Here is a 16,864-nt window from a genome sequence, read left to right on the forward strand (position 1 = left end):
GCCGCCGGATCACCGTGTCCCGGGGCGTCCCCTCGCAGCCGCAGCGTCGGCACCACTGGTCCGATTCCACGACCCGGCAGGCCAGGATCGCCCGATCAGGCTCGAGGCGCTGCCCGACGACATCGAGACCGAGCTCATCGAGACGGCAAAAGGTGGTCACATCAGGGCAGGCGAAGGTAGCGTCAGGCACGTCGAGGTCTTCCAGATGAGGCGTGTAGGAACCTTCATCTTTGGGAGGCCTCGACCCCTATCCGGCCACCGACGCGCCGACCCCCACTACACCCTGGATCCTGAAGAGCCGGAAATTGGGGCGGCCTTGGTGAGGTCCTGGAGACGGATCCCGGCGCCCAGAAATGGACGTCTTGTCGCCTGGGTACGTTCGCCCGTTTGTCGGTATCTCGGTAGGGGTGTGACCAATCAGATAGCACTTTTATAGGCGTTCCTCTTCACCGTGGTGGTAAACCAGTTGATGGAGAAACTACGTGCTGTCGGCGTGGCGGCGCTTCGCGTGATCCCCGTCCCGGCAACTGGGTCGACTGTTGGGTCTACGACGCTCACTCGTGCCGGTGCGACTGGCTCCGCACGAGAATCTCGCCGTCGTTCTCCTTGCTGTTCGTCATCCCTATTGGCCCATGCCCGGAGGAGCTCCGTTGAGTGTGAAGCAGTCTTTGAACAACTACGGCCGGAGCCGCACGGACTCCCTGTCGGTTCGGGTCTTCGCCGACGTCGCGGGCACCCCGGGCACCCCGGCCCCGGGGTGGTGGAACCACCCGGTGGCGATCATGTTCGCCTCGGTGATCAGCGCGGCCTTGTTCTTCACCTCTCCCGCTCTGCCGGCGCTGTCGGGGTTGCTGGCCGCGGTGTCCGGGGTGGCGCTGGCCTCCCTGGCTGAGTTGAACCGTGGGCGGTGGTCCGCCAGTCGTGCCCGGGCTGTGGAGGAGTCGGTGTGGATTGCCGATCAGTGCGGGTACCAGGTGGAGTCCGTCGGTGAGGCCTTGCAGTGGAGGAACGCCGATCGAAGCATGGCCGCTCGGCTCGACCACAGCGGTGGTGGGTGGGACCTGTTCCTGCTCGACGCCGACGCCCCGGTTCTCGAGAGCAACCACTGAAGAGTCGTACTCACGCTACGTTCGCTGATCACCCCCTGAGCGCAGGGCGGCATCGGTGCCCGACCGTGGCCGCACGGCACGCTGTTGGTTACCGGGGTCCTCGGTCGGAGCAGTGGACGTTCTGGGGCCTACAGGGACTGCCACAGCACGAGAGCCGCCCCTAGCGTGGAGGCTGATAGGGCCACGCGGCGCACTCGTTGCCGGTCCAGGTGCTTGTTGACCAGCATGGACAGGGCGAACCCCAGGATCATCGCCGGGGTGAGGATCGCGGCGAAGTGCAGGATGCGTTGATCCAGGGCTCCGACCGCGGCGAGACCGGCCAGGGACATGAGGGCTCCCACGAGGAAGAACGCGCTCATGGTGCCGCGCAGCTGTGCGGTGGTGGAGCCGTGCCACACCAGCGCCATGGGCGGGCCGCCGATGGCTGTGGCGGTCCCGAGCGCCCCGGATGCTGCCCCGGCGACGGCGACGGTGACCGGACGGGGCGTGGGGCGCCACCCGCAGACGCTCAGCAGGACACCCGCCAGCACCGTGGCGGCCAGGATCATCGCCAACCCGCGGGCAGGTAGCAGGGCCACCAGTGCAGCACCGATGACCGTGCCCGGGACCCTGCCGATCAGGGCCCACCCTGCGCCGGACAGATCGATGGTTGTGCGGTCCCGGAGCACGCCGAGCACGGTGACGCCGGCGGCGAGCAGCACGATGGATCCCGGCAGCAGGGAAGGATCGACCAGGGCAATGGCCGGGGCTGCCAGCATTCCCAGTCCGAAGCCGATCGCTCCCTGCAGGCAGGCCGCCGCGACGACGACCACGGCAATGATGACGAGCTCAACACCACTCATGTGCGCCCCTCCTCGCAGTTCGAATCGGGTGGACTGCGTCGCCCTGGGTGAAACAAGACCATCACGATCACTCCCAGCAGTGTGGAACCGATGGCAGAGGGCGGGAACCACTGGTGTGGTTCCCGCCCTGTGCGTTCCGGGTGGGCCGGTGGTGCAGGTCAGCCGATCAGTGTGGTGAGGAGCCGGTAGCAGGTGGCCAGGATCGCGGCCAGGCCGAGCAGGCCCAGGGCGGTCTGCCACCAGCGGTTGGCATAGCGGCCCATCACGTCGCGGCGGGTGGCCATGATCAGCAGCAGGATGCCCAGCAGCGGAGCGACGATCACGGTCAGGGCCTGGGCGGTGATGATCAGCTGGATCGGGGAGCCCTGGGCGAGCAGGGTCACGGCCAGGCCGAAGGCCAGGACCACGCAGATCATGGCCTTCACCCGGTGACGGTCCAGCTTGTTGCCCCAGCCCAGGGTGTCCGAGATGAGGGTGCCACCGGCGGTGGCGTTGGCGATCATCGAGGAGAACGCCGCCCCGGTGAACCCGAGGCCGAAGACGATCGTGCCGATGGGTCCGGCCAACGGCTCCAAAACCGTGGACAGATCCCCCAAGGTCGCGGCGGTGCCGCCGGTGGCCTGCAGGGCGGTGGCGGCGACCACGATGACCAGGATGGTCATGATGCCCGGGGCGACGATGCCGGGGATGGTGTCGGCCAGGGTGGTGGCCTTGTACTGCTCGGGGCGCAGGCCGCGTTCCCGGGAGGCGTAGCCGGTGTAGAAGGCGGCGTTGATCGAGAAGTTGGTGCCGACCAGGGCCACCAGCAGCATCCCGGCGCCGGGCGGCAGGGACGGGATGAAGCCGTCGGAGACCTCGACCCAGTTGGGCTGGGTGAGCAGGGCCGAGGCGAGGAAGCCGACGGCCATCAGGGCGATGATCGCCAACAGCCCGCGTTCGAAGACCTTGTAGTAGTTCGGTGCCCAGGCCACCACGCCCACGAGCACGGTGCAGGCCAGGGTCCACAGGGTCGGGGAGCCACCGAAGACCATGGACATCCCCAGCCCGGAGCCCACCGCGTTGCCCACGGAGAACATCAAGGTGATCAGGAAGACCCCGATGCCGGCGGCCACCCCGGTGACCTTGCCGAGGTGCAGCTTGATCATCTGGATCAGGGAGCGGTCGGAGGCCAGGGCGATCCGCACGCTCATGTCGGTGAAGCCGAGCATCAGGATGGTGGAGACGGCGATGACCCAGATCAGGTCGTAGCCGTGGAGGCTGCCGGCCTGGACTGCCGAGGTCAGGTTGCCCGGGCCGAACTGCCAGGCCCCAACGATGAACCCCGGGCCCATCAGGGCCAGCGCGCCCAGCAACCGCGATCGGCGGTTGGGTCGGGCGGGGGATTCAGTACCGAGTGCGGGGGTCTCGGAGTCGGCCACCACGGAGGTGGCCGGGTGCGCGGACTTCTTGGATCGAGCAGTCATGTTGGTCATCGTCGTTCTCCACCGTCCTGATTGGGAAGTCACACCACGCTGGAGGCCTGGAAGGCCTGGGGGCTCGTGTACTGGGCGTCGTCACCGATGAGACCGGCGGAGGTGAGGGCGGAGGCGATCTCCTCGCGCGCACCTTCGGCCAGGGGCAGCAGCGGCGGGCGGACCACGGCGTTGGGCAGGATACCGCGCTCGACCAGGCCCATCTTCAGCGCCACGGTGCCCTCCATGTGGGACCCGCGGTGGTAGACGGCCTTGGTGACCGGCAGCAGCTTGTCGTGCAGCTCCCGGGCGGCGGCGTAGTCCTTGGCCTTGCCCGCATTGATGAGCTCGATCAGCGGCTCCGGGGCGAGCCCACCGTAGCCGACCAGGGCGCCGTCGACATCGAACATGGTGTGCAGCAGGTACTCGTCGTGGCAGGTGAGGATCTGCAGCTCCGGGTTCTCCTTGCGCAGCACGGGGATCTCGGTGTCCCAGCGGCGCATGTTGCGCACCCCGTTCTTGGTGGCGAACACCCCGGGCTGGGCGGCGATCTCGAGCTGGGTCGCCAGGTTGTATGTGGCCTTGGTGGCATCAGGGTACTGGAAGAGGATCAGCGGCAGGTCCGACTCCTCGTGGATGGCGCGGTAGCGCTCCTGCGGGGCACCGTCCTGGTAGCCGAAGCGCAGCCAGCCGTGGGAGGGGTAGACCAGACCGGCCTTCGCCCCGGCCTCGGCGGCCCGGGCCGCTTCCTCGGCGGCGACCTTGTCGCCCTCCCCGGTGATGCCGGCGATGATCGGCACCTCACCGGCGGCGTCGACCATGGTGCGGATGACCTCGACCTGCTCCTCACGAGTCAGGTAGGTGCCCTCACCGGCGTGACCCAGGCAGACCAGGCCCTTCACGCCCGGCACGGAGGCCAGCCAGCGGGTCAGGTTGGCCAGGGCGTCGTGGTCGACCTCCATGTCGGCGGTGAACGGGGTGACGGGGGCGGGAGTGAGGCCGCGGAGATCGAGAGACATTTGAGGTTCCTCCTGTGTTGGGAACGTTTGCGGGAACGTTTTCAACTATGATGTGAGCCATGACACCTGTCAACACCTCCGGCGAAACTTTCTGTGACCCAGCCCATGGAACCCCACCGATCGAAGCCCCCTCGGGGCCTGTCCCGGCGAGGGCTTTGGTATCGTCCGAGCCATGGATCAGGACGGGCATGACTGAGCAGGCGGCCCCGCGCACCGTGACGATCCGTGACGTGGCTCGGGTCGCCGGGGTGAGCATCTCCACGGTCTCGAGGGTGCTCGACGACCGCCATCCCCCGTCGAAGTCCCCCTCGGCCGAGCGCGTGCGGGCCGCCGCCACCGAGCTGGGCTACCGCCCTGATGCCTACGCCTCCGGGTTGCGCCGTCAGCACACCGGCACCGTCGGAGTCCTCGTGCCGCGGCTGTCGGACACGGTGATGGCGGTGTTCTTCGAAGAGGTCGCCCGGGCCTGTGCCCGCCAGGCCGGCTTCGCCATGGTCGCCACCACCGAGGACCGCCCCGAGGCCGAGAAAGCCACCGTGGAGACCCTGTTGCGCCAGCGCGTGGACGGGCTGATCCTCACCACCGCCCGCCTGGAGGACCCCGTCGCGGCCCAGCTGCGGGCCCAGGGGGTGCCGCACGTACTGGCCCTGCGCACCGACCACATCAGCCCCTCGGCCACCGGCGACGACGAACTCGGTGGATATCTGGCCACCCGCCACCTGCTGGACCTGGGCCACCGCGACATCGCCCTGGTCGCCGGACCGTCTTATGCCTCCACGGCCGTGGCCCGGCAGGCCGGCTACCGCCGCGCCATGGCCGAGGCCGGCCTGACCGAGGTCGACCATCTCGTCCACGAGTCGACCTTCGGCATGGACTCCGGGGAGACCGTCGCCCGGACCGTCCTGGCCGGCCCGGAACGGCCCACCGCGATCTTCGCCGTCAACGACAACACCGCCATCGGGGTGCTGGCCGCCGCTCAGGCCGCGGGGCTTTCGGTGCCGGAGGACCTGTCGGTGGTCGGCTACAACGACATCCCCGTCTCAGCCCGGCTGCCCGTGGCCCTGACCACCGTGCGGGTGCCCTTCGACCAGATCGCCGCCAACGCCGTGGAGCTGCTCACCCAGCAGCGCACCGGCGCCCTCGGTGAGCCGCGCCGGGTGGTCAACCCCACCCTCATCCCGCGCCAGTCCACCGCCCGGCCCCCGGCCACGCGCGCTCACTGAAGCCACATCCCGCCTCGTTGCTGGCAACACCGGAAGGGGCCCTGGCTCTCCGGATGCCAGCCCCTACGGTGATGACAGCGACCAAGGCCATCGGCGTGGTCCTTCACCGACGCCGGTAGGACCGGCCAGACACAGACCCGCACCACCATCCACGCCCACACCGTTGGCTCCGACGGAGCCTGCAGAACGGAGACACCATGCCCATCGTCACCATCAACATGGTCGCCGGACGCGACCGCGCCATAGTCCAGGACTGCCTGCGCGAGGTCGCCAAGACGGTCTCCCGCACCCTCGACGCCCCGCTGTCCTCCGTGCGGGTGCTGGTCAACGAGGTCGACCCGGAACTGTGGACGGTCGGAACCACCCTTAAGAGCGAGGAACGCCCCTCCGGCCCCACCCTCTGAGCCGGGCGGAGTGCTCGATGGGCACCCGCCAGGGAACACGAGAGTGTTCCCTCCGGTGTTCCTCCGCGACACGTACCAACGGTTACGGCAGCCCAGAGGTCATGGCGGTCACGGCGTGGTCCAGTCGCCGGGAGGGGTTTTTCTTCCGCCAGGCCACCGCGGATTCCAGGCTCGGCAGATCGTCCTGCTCGAAGGCCACGTAGCGCACCTCGGAGGAGAGCACGTCGATGCCGGTGATCACGATCGAGATGCCCACTCCGGCGCCCACCAGCATGAGGGTGGTGTAGGTGTCCGGAGTCTCCTTCACCACTCGGGGAGTGAAGCCGGCGGTGGCACACACCTCCTGGAGCAGCTGCAGCAGCGCCGAGCCACTGTAGCGGCGCGGGGTGACGAAATCCATCCCTTCCAGCTCTTCCACGCGCACACTGGGCCGCTCGGCCAGAGGTTGGTCCTTGGCCACCACCAGCAGCGGCTGGTGCTGGGCCACGGCCCGTGTACCCAGGTCAGGGTGCTCGAAGGGCAGCATCACCTGCCCCAGATCCACCTCCCCATCGAGGACCGCGTCGGCCACCAGCGCGGAACTCCCGTACCGCTTGACGTCCACATCCACCCCGGGCTGGGCCGTGATGGCCGAACGCAACAACCCCGGGACCAGGGCCGTGCCCGTAGCCCCGGAATAGCCCAGTACCAGGCGCCCGGCGCCACCGTGCTCGGCATGACGGACCGTGTGCACGGCCCGGTCCACCGCGGTGAGGATGTGCTCCGCCTCGGGCACCAAGGCCTCACCGGCCGGGGTCAGCCGCACCCCCCGGGGATGGCGTTCGAACAGCTGCACCCCCAGCTGCTTCTCGAGCTGATGGATCTGCTTGGTCAGCGGGGGCTGGGCGATGTGCAACCGGGCCGCCGCCCGGCCGAAGTGCAGCTCGTGGGAGAGCACCAGAAAGGACTGCAGCAGCCGCAACTCCATCGGCGCCCCCTTTCCCTCCGCGCTGCGGGTATCCCCCCGATATCAACTGCGTATTGGATCCCCCGACCGTCCCCGGATCACCATGGAAGGCAGATTCGCCAGAAAGGCCATCCCATGACACATGCCAAACTCATGACCCTGTCCGAGGCCATCGCCGCATTCGTGCACGACGGCTGCTCGGTCTCCCTCGAAGGATTCACCCACATCATCCCCTACGCCGCCGCGCACGAGATCATCCGGCAGCAGAAGCGGAACCTCACCGTCTACCGGATGACCGCCGACATCGTCGTCGACCAGCTGATCGCCGGTGACTGCGTGGACGAGCTGGTCTCCTCCTTCATCGGCAACAGCTCCGTGGGCTCCCTGCACGAACTGCGCCGCCGCATCGAGGGCAAAGGCCCGAGGCCGCTGCGCTACCGCGAGTACAGCCACGGCGGCATGATCGCCCGCTACCTCGCCGGCGCCTCCGGACTGCCCTTCTACCCCCTGCTCTCCTACGCCGGCTCGGACCTGCCGAAGATCAACGACGAGATCCGCGTGATCGAGTCCCCCTACGACGGCCAGAAGATCTACGTCGTGCCGCCGATCAACGCCGACGTCGCGATCGTCCATGCCCAGCGCGCCGACGCGAAGGGCAACGTGCAGATCTGGGGCCTGACCGGCATCCAGCAGGAAGTGGCCTACTCCGCCGAGAAAGTCATCGTCACCGTCGAGGAAATCGTCGACGAAGACGTCATCACCTCCGACCCCAACCGCACCCTGCTGCCCAGCCACGTGGTGGACGCCGTCGTCGAGGTCCCCAAGGGCGCCCACCCCTCCTTCGTCCAGGGCTACTACGACCGCGACGGCGCCTTCTACCGGCAGTGGAACGACATCAGCAAGGACCCCCAGACCCTCCAGGACTGGCTCGAGGAATGGATCCACGAGCTCACCGACCACAGTGACTACGTAGCCAAGCAAGGCCCCCAGTTCTGGGACCAGCTCGCCTCCCCCTACGTCCCCTCCCTCCCGGTCAACTACGGAAGCAGGCAGTCATGACCGACACCACCCAGGCCACCCAGATCTCCCCGTCTGAGCTGCTGGCCGTCGTCGCCTCCCGCGAGCTCGCCCAGGCCCGCACCGTCTTCGCCGGCATCGGCCTGCCCACCGTGGCCGTGTCCCTGGCCCACCTCACCTGCGCCCCGGACATCGAGATCATCTACGAATCCGGGGTGTGCGGGGCCCACCCCGCCAGCCTGCCCGAGACGGTCGCGGACTCCGTGCTCATCACCGGTGCCGAGGCCGTGCTCGACATGACCGCCCTGTTCAACTACGTCCTGCAGCGTGGGCACATCGACGTCGGCTTCCTCGGTGCGGCCCAGATCGACAAGTGGGGCAACCTCAACAGCTCCGTCATCGGCGACTGGGCCCACCCCAAAGTCCGTCTCCCCGGCTCGGGAGGCGCCGCCGAAGTCATGGCCAACTCCAAAGAGGTCTACGTGGTCATGCGCCGCCACGAAGCCCGCTCCCTGGTCGCCGAACTCGACTTCTGCACCTCCCCCGGGCCCGACCGGGCCCTCGCCGCCGGCTTCACACCCCGAGGGCTGGGCGTCACCAAGGTCATCACCGAACTCGGCGTGCTCAGCCGCACAGCCCCCGGCGAAGAACTCCTCCTCACCGGCGTGTACCCCGGCGTCGACCCCGCCGACGTCGTCGCCGCCACCGGCTGGGACCTGAAAGTCAGCGACCAACTGACCGTCGTGCCCCACCCCTCCGACGTCGAACTGTCTCTCCTACGCGAGGAAGTCGACCCCAACCGGGTATATCTCCGCTGAAACGTCGGCGCCTCCCCCATCGACATAGGGAAGCCCTAACGCACCGTGCAGAGAGCGGTCACGGCCGTGCAAGCGTCAGCGTTCCAGTGGACGGGGCGCCTGGACGTGATCCGCACGGACAGCGGCCATGGTTTTGCGATCCCGGACCGCGAGAACCGTTCCACCCAGGAGGCCCACGATCGCCCCGTAGGGAGCCAGGAACAGGGCGTAGAAGAACCACGCCGGGTCGAAGATGACGTTCAAGACCAGGAACGGCAGCAGCAGCGCTGCGCCGGCGACGGCCATGAACGCGATGCGCACCCCCGCAGACAGCCCGTAGTCCGCCCCGGCTTTCCAGCACGGTCCCCACGCTAGCTGGGTCCACACCAGCCCGACCGTTCCCAGCACCGCCCAGTACCCGGCCCAGGTCGCCCATCCGATGCCGTCCACTGACAGGACACCGGTGTAGGCCAGTGCCACCATTGCGGTCAGTGCTTGGAACACCAGGTAGGTGCTCAGCGGATGCACGCGAAGGGCTCGTCTCACCAGGCATCATCTTTCAACCGGGGCTCCCACCGTAGGCACAGAACCTTCGGGACCGTCGTCAGGGCGCGTCTCGCGACCACCGCGAGGGGAACCCTTGCTGCAACGCCCGCGAACTGACGTCTGCGCTGACTTGCCGCCTCGGCAGAGCAACCGGGATGGCGGACGACCAGAGCTTAGGCTCCAGCCATGAACACCTCTGCGCCGGCCTCCCGGGTCCCCGGCACGTCAAGCACTTCGAAACCCCGTATGGAGTGCAGCGACTGGGTTTTCATCAGCTGGATCGTCGCAGCCGCCGCCTTCTTGGTCTGGGTCATCAATCAGGCCGCACACGTAGTGACCGTGCGCGAAGGCCCACAGTACGTCTGTGCGAGGAATGGACCATCGGACAGCGCCCAAGCGCTGGGTGCTGTGGACATAGGCATCATCTCCGGGGAGAGGACGGTCTTCCCACCCACGTTCGTCTGTGGTTATCCCACTCAGATAGGCGGACACCCCTCGATCTTCGTGGACATGTATCCGGCGGGGCCGTGGATCTTCTGGATCTCCCTGTCGGTGCTCGCTCTCGCGGCCGGGCTCGCACTCGTGGGCCAGCGCCGGGCACAGCAACCTTGAGCCATGAATCACCGCAGCACGCCAGCGGCTTGATTCGACCCGCTGATATGAGCCGCTGAGGAACCCCTACTGCAACGCCGTTCCCCCAGGAGCTGTCCGGTAGCCGGGCCATATGTAAAGCGGTGGGCTGAGCCGCAAGCGGGAATTCGGTGCCCGGTCCGGGATGGCATGGTCGCTCTGGTCCCGTCCCACCTTCCCGGCCTCGACGCCGGTTTGTTCAAGTACCGGTGCTGAGACTAGGGGTCGGTCAGACCGGCCGGTGCGTGTGAGCAAACCAACGGTCTCCCGCTGAGGAGTTTGGCCGCAGTCGGTGATAAACCGAAAGGGAGGGTCCGTGCCAGCCACCGTGCCGCTGGCCGCCATCATCCTCGTGCTTCCTTGACCCATCGCCATCTGCATTTGTTCCCGTTTGTCCTCTGGAGCCCCCTGTGAGCCTGCAGCAGTCCTTCGACGACCCCCACCGTCCCACCACCGACACGACGGTGCGGGTCTTTCCCAACATCGCGCCAACCCCCCGATCGCCGGAGCCGACATGGTGGAACAACCCGGCCGCGATCGCGCTGATCGGCATGCCCCTGTCCGTGGGCCTCACCTGGCTCCCCTGGCTTCCCCCAATTCTGGGTGTGGTGGCCATGCTGAGCAGTCTCGTCGTGGCCGCCTGGGCAGCAGTGGCTCACTTGACCTGGCCCGAAAGCCACGTCAAGGCGTTGGCAGAAGGCGCCTGGGTGGCCCGGCAGTGCGGCTACCAAGCCGCCGTCAGCGGCCACGAGCTGCACTGGATGGATGGTGACGACACAATCAAGCACGCCACCGTCGTGCGCGGAAACACCGGATGGGACCTCATCCTGACCGACCAAAACACCAGCATCAGTGTCGACTGATCAATTCCTCAATCGAATCCGCGACTAATACAGGTTATATGTAGAATCGAGCCCCTGAAGTGCTGACGCGACACCCAGAGAATCCTTAATTTCACGTCCGCATGGACCAGGCGGCCTCGCAATAGCTGTGCCATAAACAGCAAGACACGGTGATAGTGGCTGACCCGCTTCCAAGCTCGCGGATACACCTACTTTGTCTTGCCTGTGCGCAGGCGCGGCGTGCCCTGCCGTCGTCGTGGCGCGTTATTCAGAGAGCATCGAGGCCTGTCACATGCTCGAAAATCAGACTGGTCTGGGTGGCAGCCACGATTGGGTTCGAGGACAGGTGTTCGAGCACGAATTGGCGGATGTGGTCGGTGTCCCGCGTGATGACGTGAATCAGGAAGTCGTCCACTCCGCCGACGAAGAAGAACTGGGTAACTTCCGGCACCTTCTTCAAGTTCTCGCCGAAGGCGGCCATTTGCTGGCGAGCTCCGGGGCGCAGGCGCACGCTGATCAGCGCCTCGATGGTCTGCCCCGATGCTTTGGGGTCCACCTCGATGGTGAAGCGACGGATTACTCCGGCCCGCTGCAGGGTCTTCATCCTCGTCAGGCACGTGGAGGGGGCCACCCCGAGGTTCTCGCTCAGGGCTTGGTTGGTCATCCGCGCGTTGGCTCGCAGCAGTTCCAGCAGGCGACGGTCGAGGTCGTCGAGCTCGTAGGGCCGGCGTCGATCCTGCGGCGAGGGTTGTGTGATGCGGGTCACCTTTTCTACCATTCTGTAGATTTGGCGCGAACTCTCGAAGGATCTGCAATCCTACCTCCAGTGATGGCATGAATACGACAGAATTTCTTCGTCTAGTCCATGTTTCTTTGGAAGGTCCGTCATGATTGTCTCCGTTCCCCGCGAAGTGAAGAACAACGAGTACCGGGTGGCCATCACCGCTTCGGGCGTGCACGAGCTGGTCGCCCACGGCCACGAGGTCCTCGTCGAGGCCGGGGCCGGGATCGGCTCGGGGATCGACGACGACGCCTACACCGCTGCCGGCGCGCAGATCCTCGCCGACGCGGAGGAGCTGTGGGCCCGGGCGGACATGGTCCTGAAGGTTAAAGAGCCGGTGGCCTCCGAGTACCACCGCTTCCGCGAGGGTCTGGTGCTGTTCACCTACCTGCACCTGGCCGCCGAACCCGAGCTGACGGCCGCACTGCTGAAGGCCGGGGTCACCGCGATCGCCTACGAGACGGTCCAGACCGCGGATCGGCGCCTGCCCCTGCTGGCCCCGATGAGCGAGGTCGCCGGGCGGCTGGCCGTCCAGGCCGGGGCCGCGGCCCTGACCGCCCCGGCCGGCGGCAAGGGCGTGCTGCTGGGCGGGGTGCCCGGGGTGCGCCCGGCGAAGGTCACCGTCCTGGGCGCGGGGGTGGCCGGCACCAACGCCGCCGCCATGGCCGTGGGCCTGGGCGCGGACGTGAGCATCCTTGACATCAACGTCGATCGCCTGCGCCAGCTCGACGACCGGTACGCTGGGCGCCTCACGACCATCGCCTCCAATGCCTACGAGGTCGAGCGCGCCGTGACCGAGGCGGACCTGGTTATCGGTTCCGTGCTGATCCCCGGGGCGAGGGCACCCAAGCTGGTGACCAGCGCAATGGTCGCGGCCATGAAGCCCGGCAGCGTGCTGGTGGACATCGCCGTGGACCAGGGCGGGTGCTTCGCCGGCTCCCGGCCCACCACCCACGAGGACCCCACCTTCCGCGTCCACGACACGGTCTTCTACTGCGTGGCCAACATGCCCGGGGCCGTGCCGAACACCTCCACCTACGCGCTGACCAATGTCACCCTCCCCTACGCCGTGGCCCTGGCCGACAAGGGCGCCGAGGCTGCCCTGGCCGCCGACCCGGCCCTGGCCGCCGGGCTCAACATCCACGCCGGGCGGGTCACCCACCGCTCCGTGAGCGAGGCCCACGGCCTGGACTACACCGACCGGCAGGATCTGGTCGCGGCCTGACGGGATAGAACTGAAGTGCACCCCATCGGCCAGGCTTCTCGTGCTTGGCAGCACCAGTAAGGGTGCGGGACTTTGACGGGGTCGGCTGAGCAAGGACTCAGCAGAGCTTTACGACCATGACTTCCGCACCGGTCGCCCAAGGCATAACCAGCCGTCTATTGTTGACAATAAGAACGACAGATTTGATGATGAGCTATGACCACCTCGAAGCTTGGCCCCGGCAACATCACAGAGTTGGGCCTCGGTGTCCCGGATCGACAGGGCAACGCCGATGTCCGTGCGTCTCTCTTTTCCGCTGAGGAGTACGCACAGCGTCTGGTGATGGTGCGTGAGCGCATGGACTATCAGGGCCTCGGCGCCCTGATCGTGACGGATCCCGCGAACATCTTCTACCTCACCGGTTACGATGCCTGGTCGTTCTACACCCCGCAGATGCTGTTCGTGCCGGCACAGGGCGAGATGCTCCTCTATTTGCGGGAGATGGACGCTAACGGGGCCTTCCGCACCTCGTGGCTGCCCCCGGATCAGATCGTCGGCTATCCCGAGCGCTACGTCCACCGTCCCCATCTGCATCCCTTCGACTGGGTGTCCTTCGACCTGCGCCGCCGCGGCCAGATCGCCCCGGCCGCCCGCGGGTGCGTCGGTCTCGAGATGGACTCCCACTTCTTCTCCCCCAAGGGGTACCGCTCCCTGGTCAACGCGCTGCCGGAGTGGACACTCGTTGACTGCTTCGAGCTCGTGAATTGGGTGCGGGCCGTGAAGTCGGAGGCCGAGATCCAGTACATGCGTACCGCGGCCCGGGTCACCACGGCAGCGATGCAGGCCGCGATCGACGCGATCGAGCCCGGTGTCCCGCAGAACCGGGTGGCCGCCCAGATCGCCCGGGCCCAGGCCGAGGGCGTCGACGACGCGTGGGGCGACTTCCCCGCGATCGTGCCCATGCTGCCGACGGGCGCCTCCGCCGACACCCCGCACCTGACATGGTCCGACCGTGTCCTGCGGGAGGGCGACGCCGTGGTCGTGGAGCTGGCCGGCGCGCACCGGCGCTACCACGTCCCTTTGGCCCGCACGGTGATGCTGGGTCCGCCCACGGACGAGCTGCTGCGCCTGGAGGCGGCCGTGGGCGAGGGCCTGCAGGCCGTCCTCGACACCGTGGCCGAAGGGGTGCCGGTCCGGGAGCTGGCCAGGGCCTGGAACTGGTCGCTGGCCGAGCGCGGACTGGAGAAGCACAGCCGGCTCGGGTACTCCATCGGCATCGGTTATCCACCCGACTGGGGTGAGCGCACCATCAGCATCCGCACGGAGGACGAGTCCGTGCTGGCCGAGAACATGACCTTCCACGTCATCTGCGGCATGTGGATGACCGGGTACGGGTACGAGGTCTCCGAGTCCGTGCGCGTCACGCGCACCGGGGTGGAGACTTTCACCTCGTTCCCCCGAGCACTCATCAGGAAGTGAGAAACCCATGACGACCACCACCACACACCTCACCACGGTCGAGAACCTCGCCGTCAAGCCCACTCACGGGATCAGTGGGGACCCGGGCCAGGGGTTGCTGCCCTTGGCCCGGCGGGCCGACGGGCTTGTCGGCTCTGTCATCGACTCCTCCACCTCTTTGCTGGCCGCCCAGTCCCACGACATCGTCCGCTTCGCGATGGGCGCCCCCGCCGCCGAGGTCATCCCCACGGCCGAGTTCCGCCGCATCGCCGCGGAGGTGCTCGACGACAGTTCCTTCACCTACGGGGCCACCGAGGGAGAGCCAGGGCTGATCGAGACGGTGGTAGAGCACCACTCGACCACCCCGGAGCCGACCCGCCCCGAGCGCCTCGTGATCACCTCCGGGGGCATGCAGGGTCTCGACCTGGCGTTCAAGCTGTTCGTGGACCCCGGGGATCTCGTGGTGGTCGAGAGCCCCACCTACACGAACGGCTCCGGCACGGCCCTGAGCTACGGCGCGGACATCCTCGAGGTCCCGATGGACCGAAACGGCATGGACGTGGACGCCCTGGAGACCCTGGTGGCCGAATCCGGCCGGACCCCGCGGGTCATCTACACCATCCCGAACTTCCAGAACCCCTCCGGCACCACTCTCAGCGAGGCCCGTAGGGTCCGCATCCTGGAGCTGGCCCATCGGTGGGGATCGATGATCCTCGACGACGACCCGTACGGGGGCCTGCGTTTCGCCGGCCAGGATGTCCCGGGCTTCCGGGAGATCAGCCCGGACGACCCTCTGGTGTTCTCGGTGCGGACCTTCTCCAAGGTCCTCGCCCCCGGCCTGCGGGTGGGGTGGGTGGACGCGGACCCGAAGCTGCGCAAGCTGCTGATCGCCGGCAAGCAGGCCATGGACACCTGCACGAACGTGCCCGCCCAGCACATCGTGGAGCGCTTCGTGCGCCAGGGCGGCTACGACGACCACCTGGCCGGTCTGCGCACGGAGTACCGCCGCCGCAAGGAGGCCATGGACGCCTCGATTGCCCGGCATCTGGGCTCCCGGGTGACCACCACGGATCCCGAGGGCGGGTTCTTCCTCTGGGTGACCCTTCAGGGCGAGGACGCCCGGGTCTCCACCTCGCGGCTGTTCGAGATCGCCCTCGCCGAGGGCGTCGCCTTCATCCCCGGCCCGGCGCTGTCCCCCTCGGGCCGGTTCGAGGACGCCTTCCGCCTCTGCTTCGCCTCGACCACCCCGGAGCGCACGGAGGTCGGGCTGCAGCGCCTGGCCCGCGCCCTGGACATCGCCCGCGCGGAGCTCGACCGCTGAACGACGACGCGGGCGCAGCCCGGTCCGGGAGGAACCATGCAGACTGCCCACGAGTTCGAGCACGCCGTCCTCGACCTCATCGACCCGGACGAGGTCGTGGCGCTGACCCGAGCCCTCGTCGACGCCGGCGGGGAGAACCCCGGCGGCACCGAGGAACGCACCGTACAGATCCTGGAACAGGCCGGCCGGATCCGCGGGCTCGAGGTCCGCACCGACCCGGCCGCCCCGGGCCGGCCGAACGTGGACGTCGAGCTGGCCCCCGGCGGACCGGTCGGGGACGGGCCCGGTCTGCTCTTCCTCGGGCACTCCGATGTGGTGCCCGCCGGGCCCGGCTGGACCCGGGAGCCGTTCCGCTCCGTCGTGGCGGACGGCCGGGTCTACGGGCGGGGGGCCACCGACATGAAGGGTGGGCTCGCGGCCGTGCTGGTGGCCATGGACGCCCTACGCCGCTCCGGTGCGGAACTGCGCGGGCCCGTGCGGCTGGCCTGCACCGTGGACGAGGAGGACCTGGGCCTGGGGATCCGGCACCTGACACGGCGAGGCCTCGGCCGGGGCTTCTGCGGGTGCGTGGTCGCCGAGCCCACAGACCTCCAGACGGTGGTGGGCTGCCGGGGCGACGCCTACCTGGAGCTCGAGGTCACCGGGGTGCCGGCGCACTCCGGGCGGCCCGCCGACGGACGCAACGCCATCGACGCCGCGGCCCGGGTGCTCGAGCTCGTCCGCGCCGACCACGACCGCCGGCAGCAGGACCTCGATCCGCTGCTGGGCGCGGGCACCTGGAACGTCGGGCGGATCGAGGGCGGGCGCACCACCTCGATGGTCGCCCCGTCCTGCCGCGTGTGGCTCGACCGCCGGTTGATGCCCGACGAGGACCCGCACCGGCTTGCCGCGGACCTGGTGGCGGCCGTGGACGCGGCCGGCATCACGGGGGACGGCATCTCCGTGAACATCGAGGTCACCATGGCCATGCCGGGGTTCCGCACGGACCTCGACCACCCCCTGGTCACCGCCGTGCACGGTGCCGTCGCCGACCTCGGCGGCCCCGCGTCGGTGGGCGGGTGGAGCGCGGCCTGCGACGGCGGCTTCATCGCCCGGGACCACGGCGTCCCCACGGTGGTGATGGGCCCCGGCGGCCTCAATGACCAGGCCCACCAGGTCGACGAGTCCGTGGGCGTGGACGAACTGGTCCTCGCCGCGCGCGCCTACGCCCTCACCGCGCTGCGGCTCCTCGGCGCCTGACTGAAGTTCCCGGCTTGCGGGGGACTTCCGGCGTC

17 protein-coding genes and 1 pseudogene are annotated in these 16,864 nt (G+C 68.3%); 11 read left to right on the forward strand and 7 right to left on the reverse strand.

Annotated elements, in window-relative coordinates; all coding sequences use genetic code 11:
• Positions 1-190 (reverse strand): annotated as a pseudogene (locus Q0817_RS16740) (ISL3 family transposase); the annotation flags it as partial.
• Between the two features lie 460 nt (positions 191-650).
• On the opposite strand from Q0817_RS16740, the gene Q0817_RS16745 reads away from it, so the two are divergent.
• A complete protein-coding gene (locus tag Q0817_RS16745) occupies positions 651-1,109 on the forward strand; it encodes a hypothetical protein (RefSeq protein WP_298590838.1) in 459 nt (152 codons plus the stop codon).
• A 128-nt stretch (positions 1,110-1,237) separates the two neighbouring features.
• Here Q0817_RS16745 and Q0817_RS16750 read toward each other — a convergent pair whose 3' ends face one another.
• The 3 genes from Q0817_RS16750 to Q0817_RS16760 form a co-directional block, all read right to left on the reverse strand.
• Positions 1,238-1,951, reverse strand: coding sequence for a sulfite exporter TauE/SafE family protein (locus tag Q0817_RS16750; RefSeq protein ID WP_298590841.1), 714 nt, complete (start codon positions 1,949-1,951; stop codon positions 1,238-1,240).
• A 158-nt stretch (positions 1,952-2,109) separates the two neighbouring features.
• Positions 2,110-3,414 carry an Nramp family divalent metal transporter gene (locus Q0817_RS16755; RefSeq protein ID WP_298590844.1) on the reverse strand — a complete coding sequence of 435 codons (1,305 nt, stop codon included), beginning with the start codon at positions 3,412-3,414 and terminating at the stop codon, positions 2,110-2,112.
• A 38-nt stretch (positions 3,415-3,452) separates the two neighbouring features.
• Positions 3,453-4,421 carry a dihydrodipicolinate synthase family protein gene (locus Q0817_RS16760; protein ID WP_298590846.1) on the reverse strand — a complete coding sequence of 323 codons (969 nt, stop codon included), beginning with the start codon at positions 4,419-4,421 and terminating at the stop codon, positions 3,453-3,455.
• Positions 4,422-4,609: 188 nt separating this feature from the next.
• Here Q0817_RS16760 and Q0817_RS16765 point away from each other — a divergent pair, with 188 nt between their 5' ends.
• Both Q0817_RS16765 and Q0817_RS16770 read left to right on the forward strand, forming a co-directional pair.
• Positions 4,610-5,644 (forward strand): LacI family DNA-binding transcriptional regulator, encoded by a 1,035-nt coding sequence (locus Q0817_RS16765; RefSeq protein WP_298590849.1) that lies wholly within the window; start codon positions 4,610-4,612, stop codon positions 5,642-5,644.
• A 197-nt stretch (positions 5,645-5,841) separates the two neighbouring features.
• Positions 5,842-6,048: a tautomerase family protein gene (locus Q0817_RS16770; RefSeq protein ID WP_298590852.1), complete on the forward strand. Its 207-nt coding sequence runs from the start codon at positions 5,842-5,844 to the stop codon at positions 6,046-6,048.
• A gap of 82 nt (positions 6,049-6,130) precedes the next feature.
• Here the strand turns inward: Q0817_RS16770 and Q0817_RS16775 are convergent, their stop codons facing one another.
• Positions 6,131-7,015, reverse strand: a complete 885-nt coding sequence (locus Q0817_RS16775) for a LysR family transcriptional regulator (RefSeq protein ID WP_298590855.1) — start codon at positions 7,013-7,015, stop codon at positions 6,131-6,133.
• Between the two features lie 114 nt (positions 7,016-7,129).
• Between Q0817_RS16775 and Q0817_RS16780 the strand changes: the two genes are divergently transcribed.
• Positions 7,130-8,053: a CoA transferase subunit A gene (locus Q0817_RS16780; RefSeq protein WP_298590858.1), complete on the forward strand. Its 924-nt coding sequence runs from the start codon at positions 7,130-7,132 to the stop codon at positions 8,051-8,053.
• Entirely contained in the window at positions 8,050-8,829 is a 780-nt protein-coding gene (locus Q0817_RS16785; protein ID WP_298590861.1) for a CoA-transferase subunit beta, read from the forward strand. Before Q0817_RS16780 ends, Q0817_RS16785 begins: the two co-directional genes overlap by 4 nt.
• A 75-nt stretch (positions 8,830-8,904) precedes the next feature.
• On the opposite strand, the gene Q0817_RS16790 is transcribed toward Q0817_RS16785, so the two are convergent.
• Positions 8,905-9,354 carry a hypothetical protein gene (locus Q0817_RS16790; RefSeq protein WP_298590864.1) on the reverse strand — a complete coding sequence of 150 codons (450 nt, stop codon included), beginning with the start codon at positions 9,352-9,354 and terminating at the stop codon, positions 8,905-8,907.
• Between the two features lie 186 nt (positions 9,355-9,540).
• Here Q0817_RS16790 and Q0817_RS16795 point away from each other — a divergent pair, with 186 nt between their 5' ends.
• Together Q0817_RS16795 and Q0817_RS16800 are read left to right on the forward strand one after the other, a co-directional pair.
• Complete coding sequence (locus tag Q0817_RS16795; protein ID WP_298590867.1) at positions 9,541-9,966, forward strand: hypothetical protein; 426 nt, start codon at positions 9,541-9,543, stop codon at positions 9,964-9,966.
• Between the two features lie 428 nt (positions 9,967-10,394).
• Positions 10,395-10,847: a hypothetical protein gene (locus tag Q0817_RS16800; protein WP_298590869.1), complete on the forward strand. Its 453-nt coding sequence runs from the start codon at positions 10,395-10,397 to the stop codon at positions 10,845-10,847.
• A 247-nt stretch (positions 10,848-11,094) separates the two neighbouring features.
• Here Q0817_RS16800 and Q0817_RS16805 read toward each other — a convergent pair whose 3' ends face one another.
• Entirely contained in the window at positions 11,095-11,592 is a 498-nt protein-coding gene (locus tag Q0817_RS16805) for an Lrp/AsnC family transcriptional regulator (protein ID WP_298590871.1), read from the reverse strand.
• Between the two features lie 121 nt (positions 11,593-11,713).
• On the opposite strand from Q0817_RS16805, the gene ald reads away from it, so the two are divergent.
• From ald to Q0817_RS16825, 4 genes are all read left to right on the forward strand, one after another.
• Positions 11,714-12,832, forward strand: coding sequence for an alanine dehydrogenase (ald, locus tag Q0817_RS16810; RefSeq protein ID WP_298590873.1), 1,119 nt, complete (start codon positions 11,714-11,716; stop codon positions 12,830-12,832).
• A 321-nt stretch (positions 12,833-13,153) separates the two neighbouring features.
• Positions 13,154-14,290, forward strand: a complete 1,137-nt coding sequence (locus Q0817_RS16815) for a M24 family metallopeptidase (protein ID WP_298590876.1) — start codon at positions 13,154-13,156, stop codon at positions 14,288-14,290.
• A gap of 7 nt (positions 14,291-14,297) precedes the next feature.
• Positions 14,298-15,590 carry a PLP-dependent aminotransferase family protein gene (locus tag Q0817_RS16820; protein ID WP_229587013.1) on the forward strand — a complete coding sequence of 431 codons (1,293 nt, stop codon included), beginning with the start codon at positions 14,298-14,300 and terminating at the stop codon, positions 15,588-15,590.
• Positions 15,591-15,626: 36 nt separating this feature from the next.
• Positions 15,627-16,829, forward strand: coding sequence for a M20 family metallopeptidase (locus tag Q0817_RS16825; protein WP_298590885.1), 1,203 nt, complete (start codon positions 15,627-15,629; stop codon positions 16,827-16,829).
• The last annotated feature ends 35 nt before the right edge of the window (positions 16,830-16,864 follow it).

The sequence above is a fragment of the uncultured Kocuria sp. genome (assembly GCF_947500125.1).
GTDB lineage: Bacteria > Actinomycetota > Actinomycetes > Actinomycetales > Micrococcaceae > Kocuria.

Excerpts from the sequence above, each read along its gene's own strand:
- Q0817_RS16750 (WP_298590841.1), bottom strand. The coding sequence starts at position 1,951 with ATGAGTGGTGTTGAGCTCGTCATCATTGCCGTGGTCGTCGTCGCGGCG.
- Q0817_RS16755 (WP_298590844.1), bottom strand. The coding sequence starts at position 3,414 with ATGACTGCTCGATCCAAGAAGTCCGCGCACCCGGCCACCTCCGTGGTG.
- Q0817_RS16760 (WP_298590846.1), bottom strand. The coding sequence starts at position 4,421 with ATGTCTCTCGATCTCCGCGGCCTCACTCCCGCCCCCGTCACCCCGTTC.
- Q0817_RS16765 (WP_298590849.1), top strand. The coding sequence starts at position 4,610 with ATGACTGAGCAGGCGGCCCCGCGCACCGTGACGATCCGTGACGTGGCT.
- Q0817_RS16770 (WP_298590852.1), top strand. The coding sequence starts at position 5,842 with ATGCCCATCGTCACCATCAACATGGTCGCCGGACGCGACCGCGCCATA.
- Q0817_RS16775 (WP_298590855.1), bottom strand. The coding sequence starts at position 7,015 with ATGGAGTTGCGGCTGCTGCAGTCCTTTCTGGTGCTCTCCCACGAGCTG.
- Q0817_RS16780 (WP_298590858.1), top strand. The coding sequence starts at position 7,130 with ATGACACATGCCAAACTCATGACCCTGTCCGAGGCCATCGCCGCATTC.
- Q0817_RS16785 (WP_298590861.1), top strand. The coding sequence starts at position 8,050 with ATGACCGACACCACCCAGGCCACCCAGATCTCCCCGTCTGAGCTGCTG.
- Q0817_RS16795 (WP_298590867.1), top strand. The coding sequence starts at position 9,541 with ATGAACACCTCTGCGCCGGCCTCCCGGGTCCCCGGCACGTCAAGCACT.
- ald (WP_298590873.1), top strand. The coding sequence starts at position 11,714 with ATGATTGTCTCCGTTCCCCGCGAAGTGAAGAACAACGAGTACCGGGTG.
- Q0817_RS16815 (WP_298590876.1), top strand. The coding sequence starts at position 13,154 with ATGGTGCGTGAGCGCATGGACTATCAGGGCCTCGGCGCCCTGATCGTG.
- Q0817_RS16820 (WP_229587013.1), top strand. The coding sequence starts at position 14,298 with ATGACGACCACCACCACACACCTCACCACGGTCGAGAACCTCGCCGTC.
- Q0817_RS16825 (WP_298590885.1), top strand. The coding sequence starts at position 15,627 with ATGCAGACTGCCCACGAGTTCGAGCACGCCGTCCTCGACCTCATCGAC.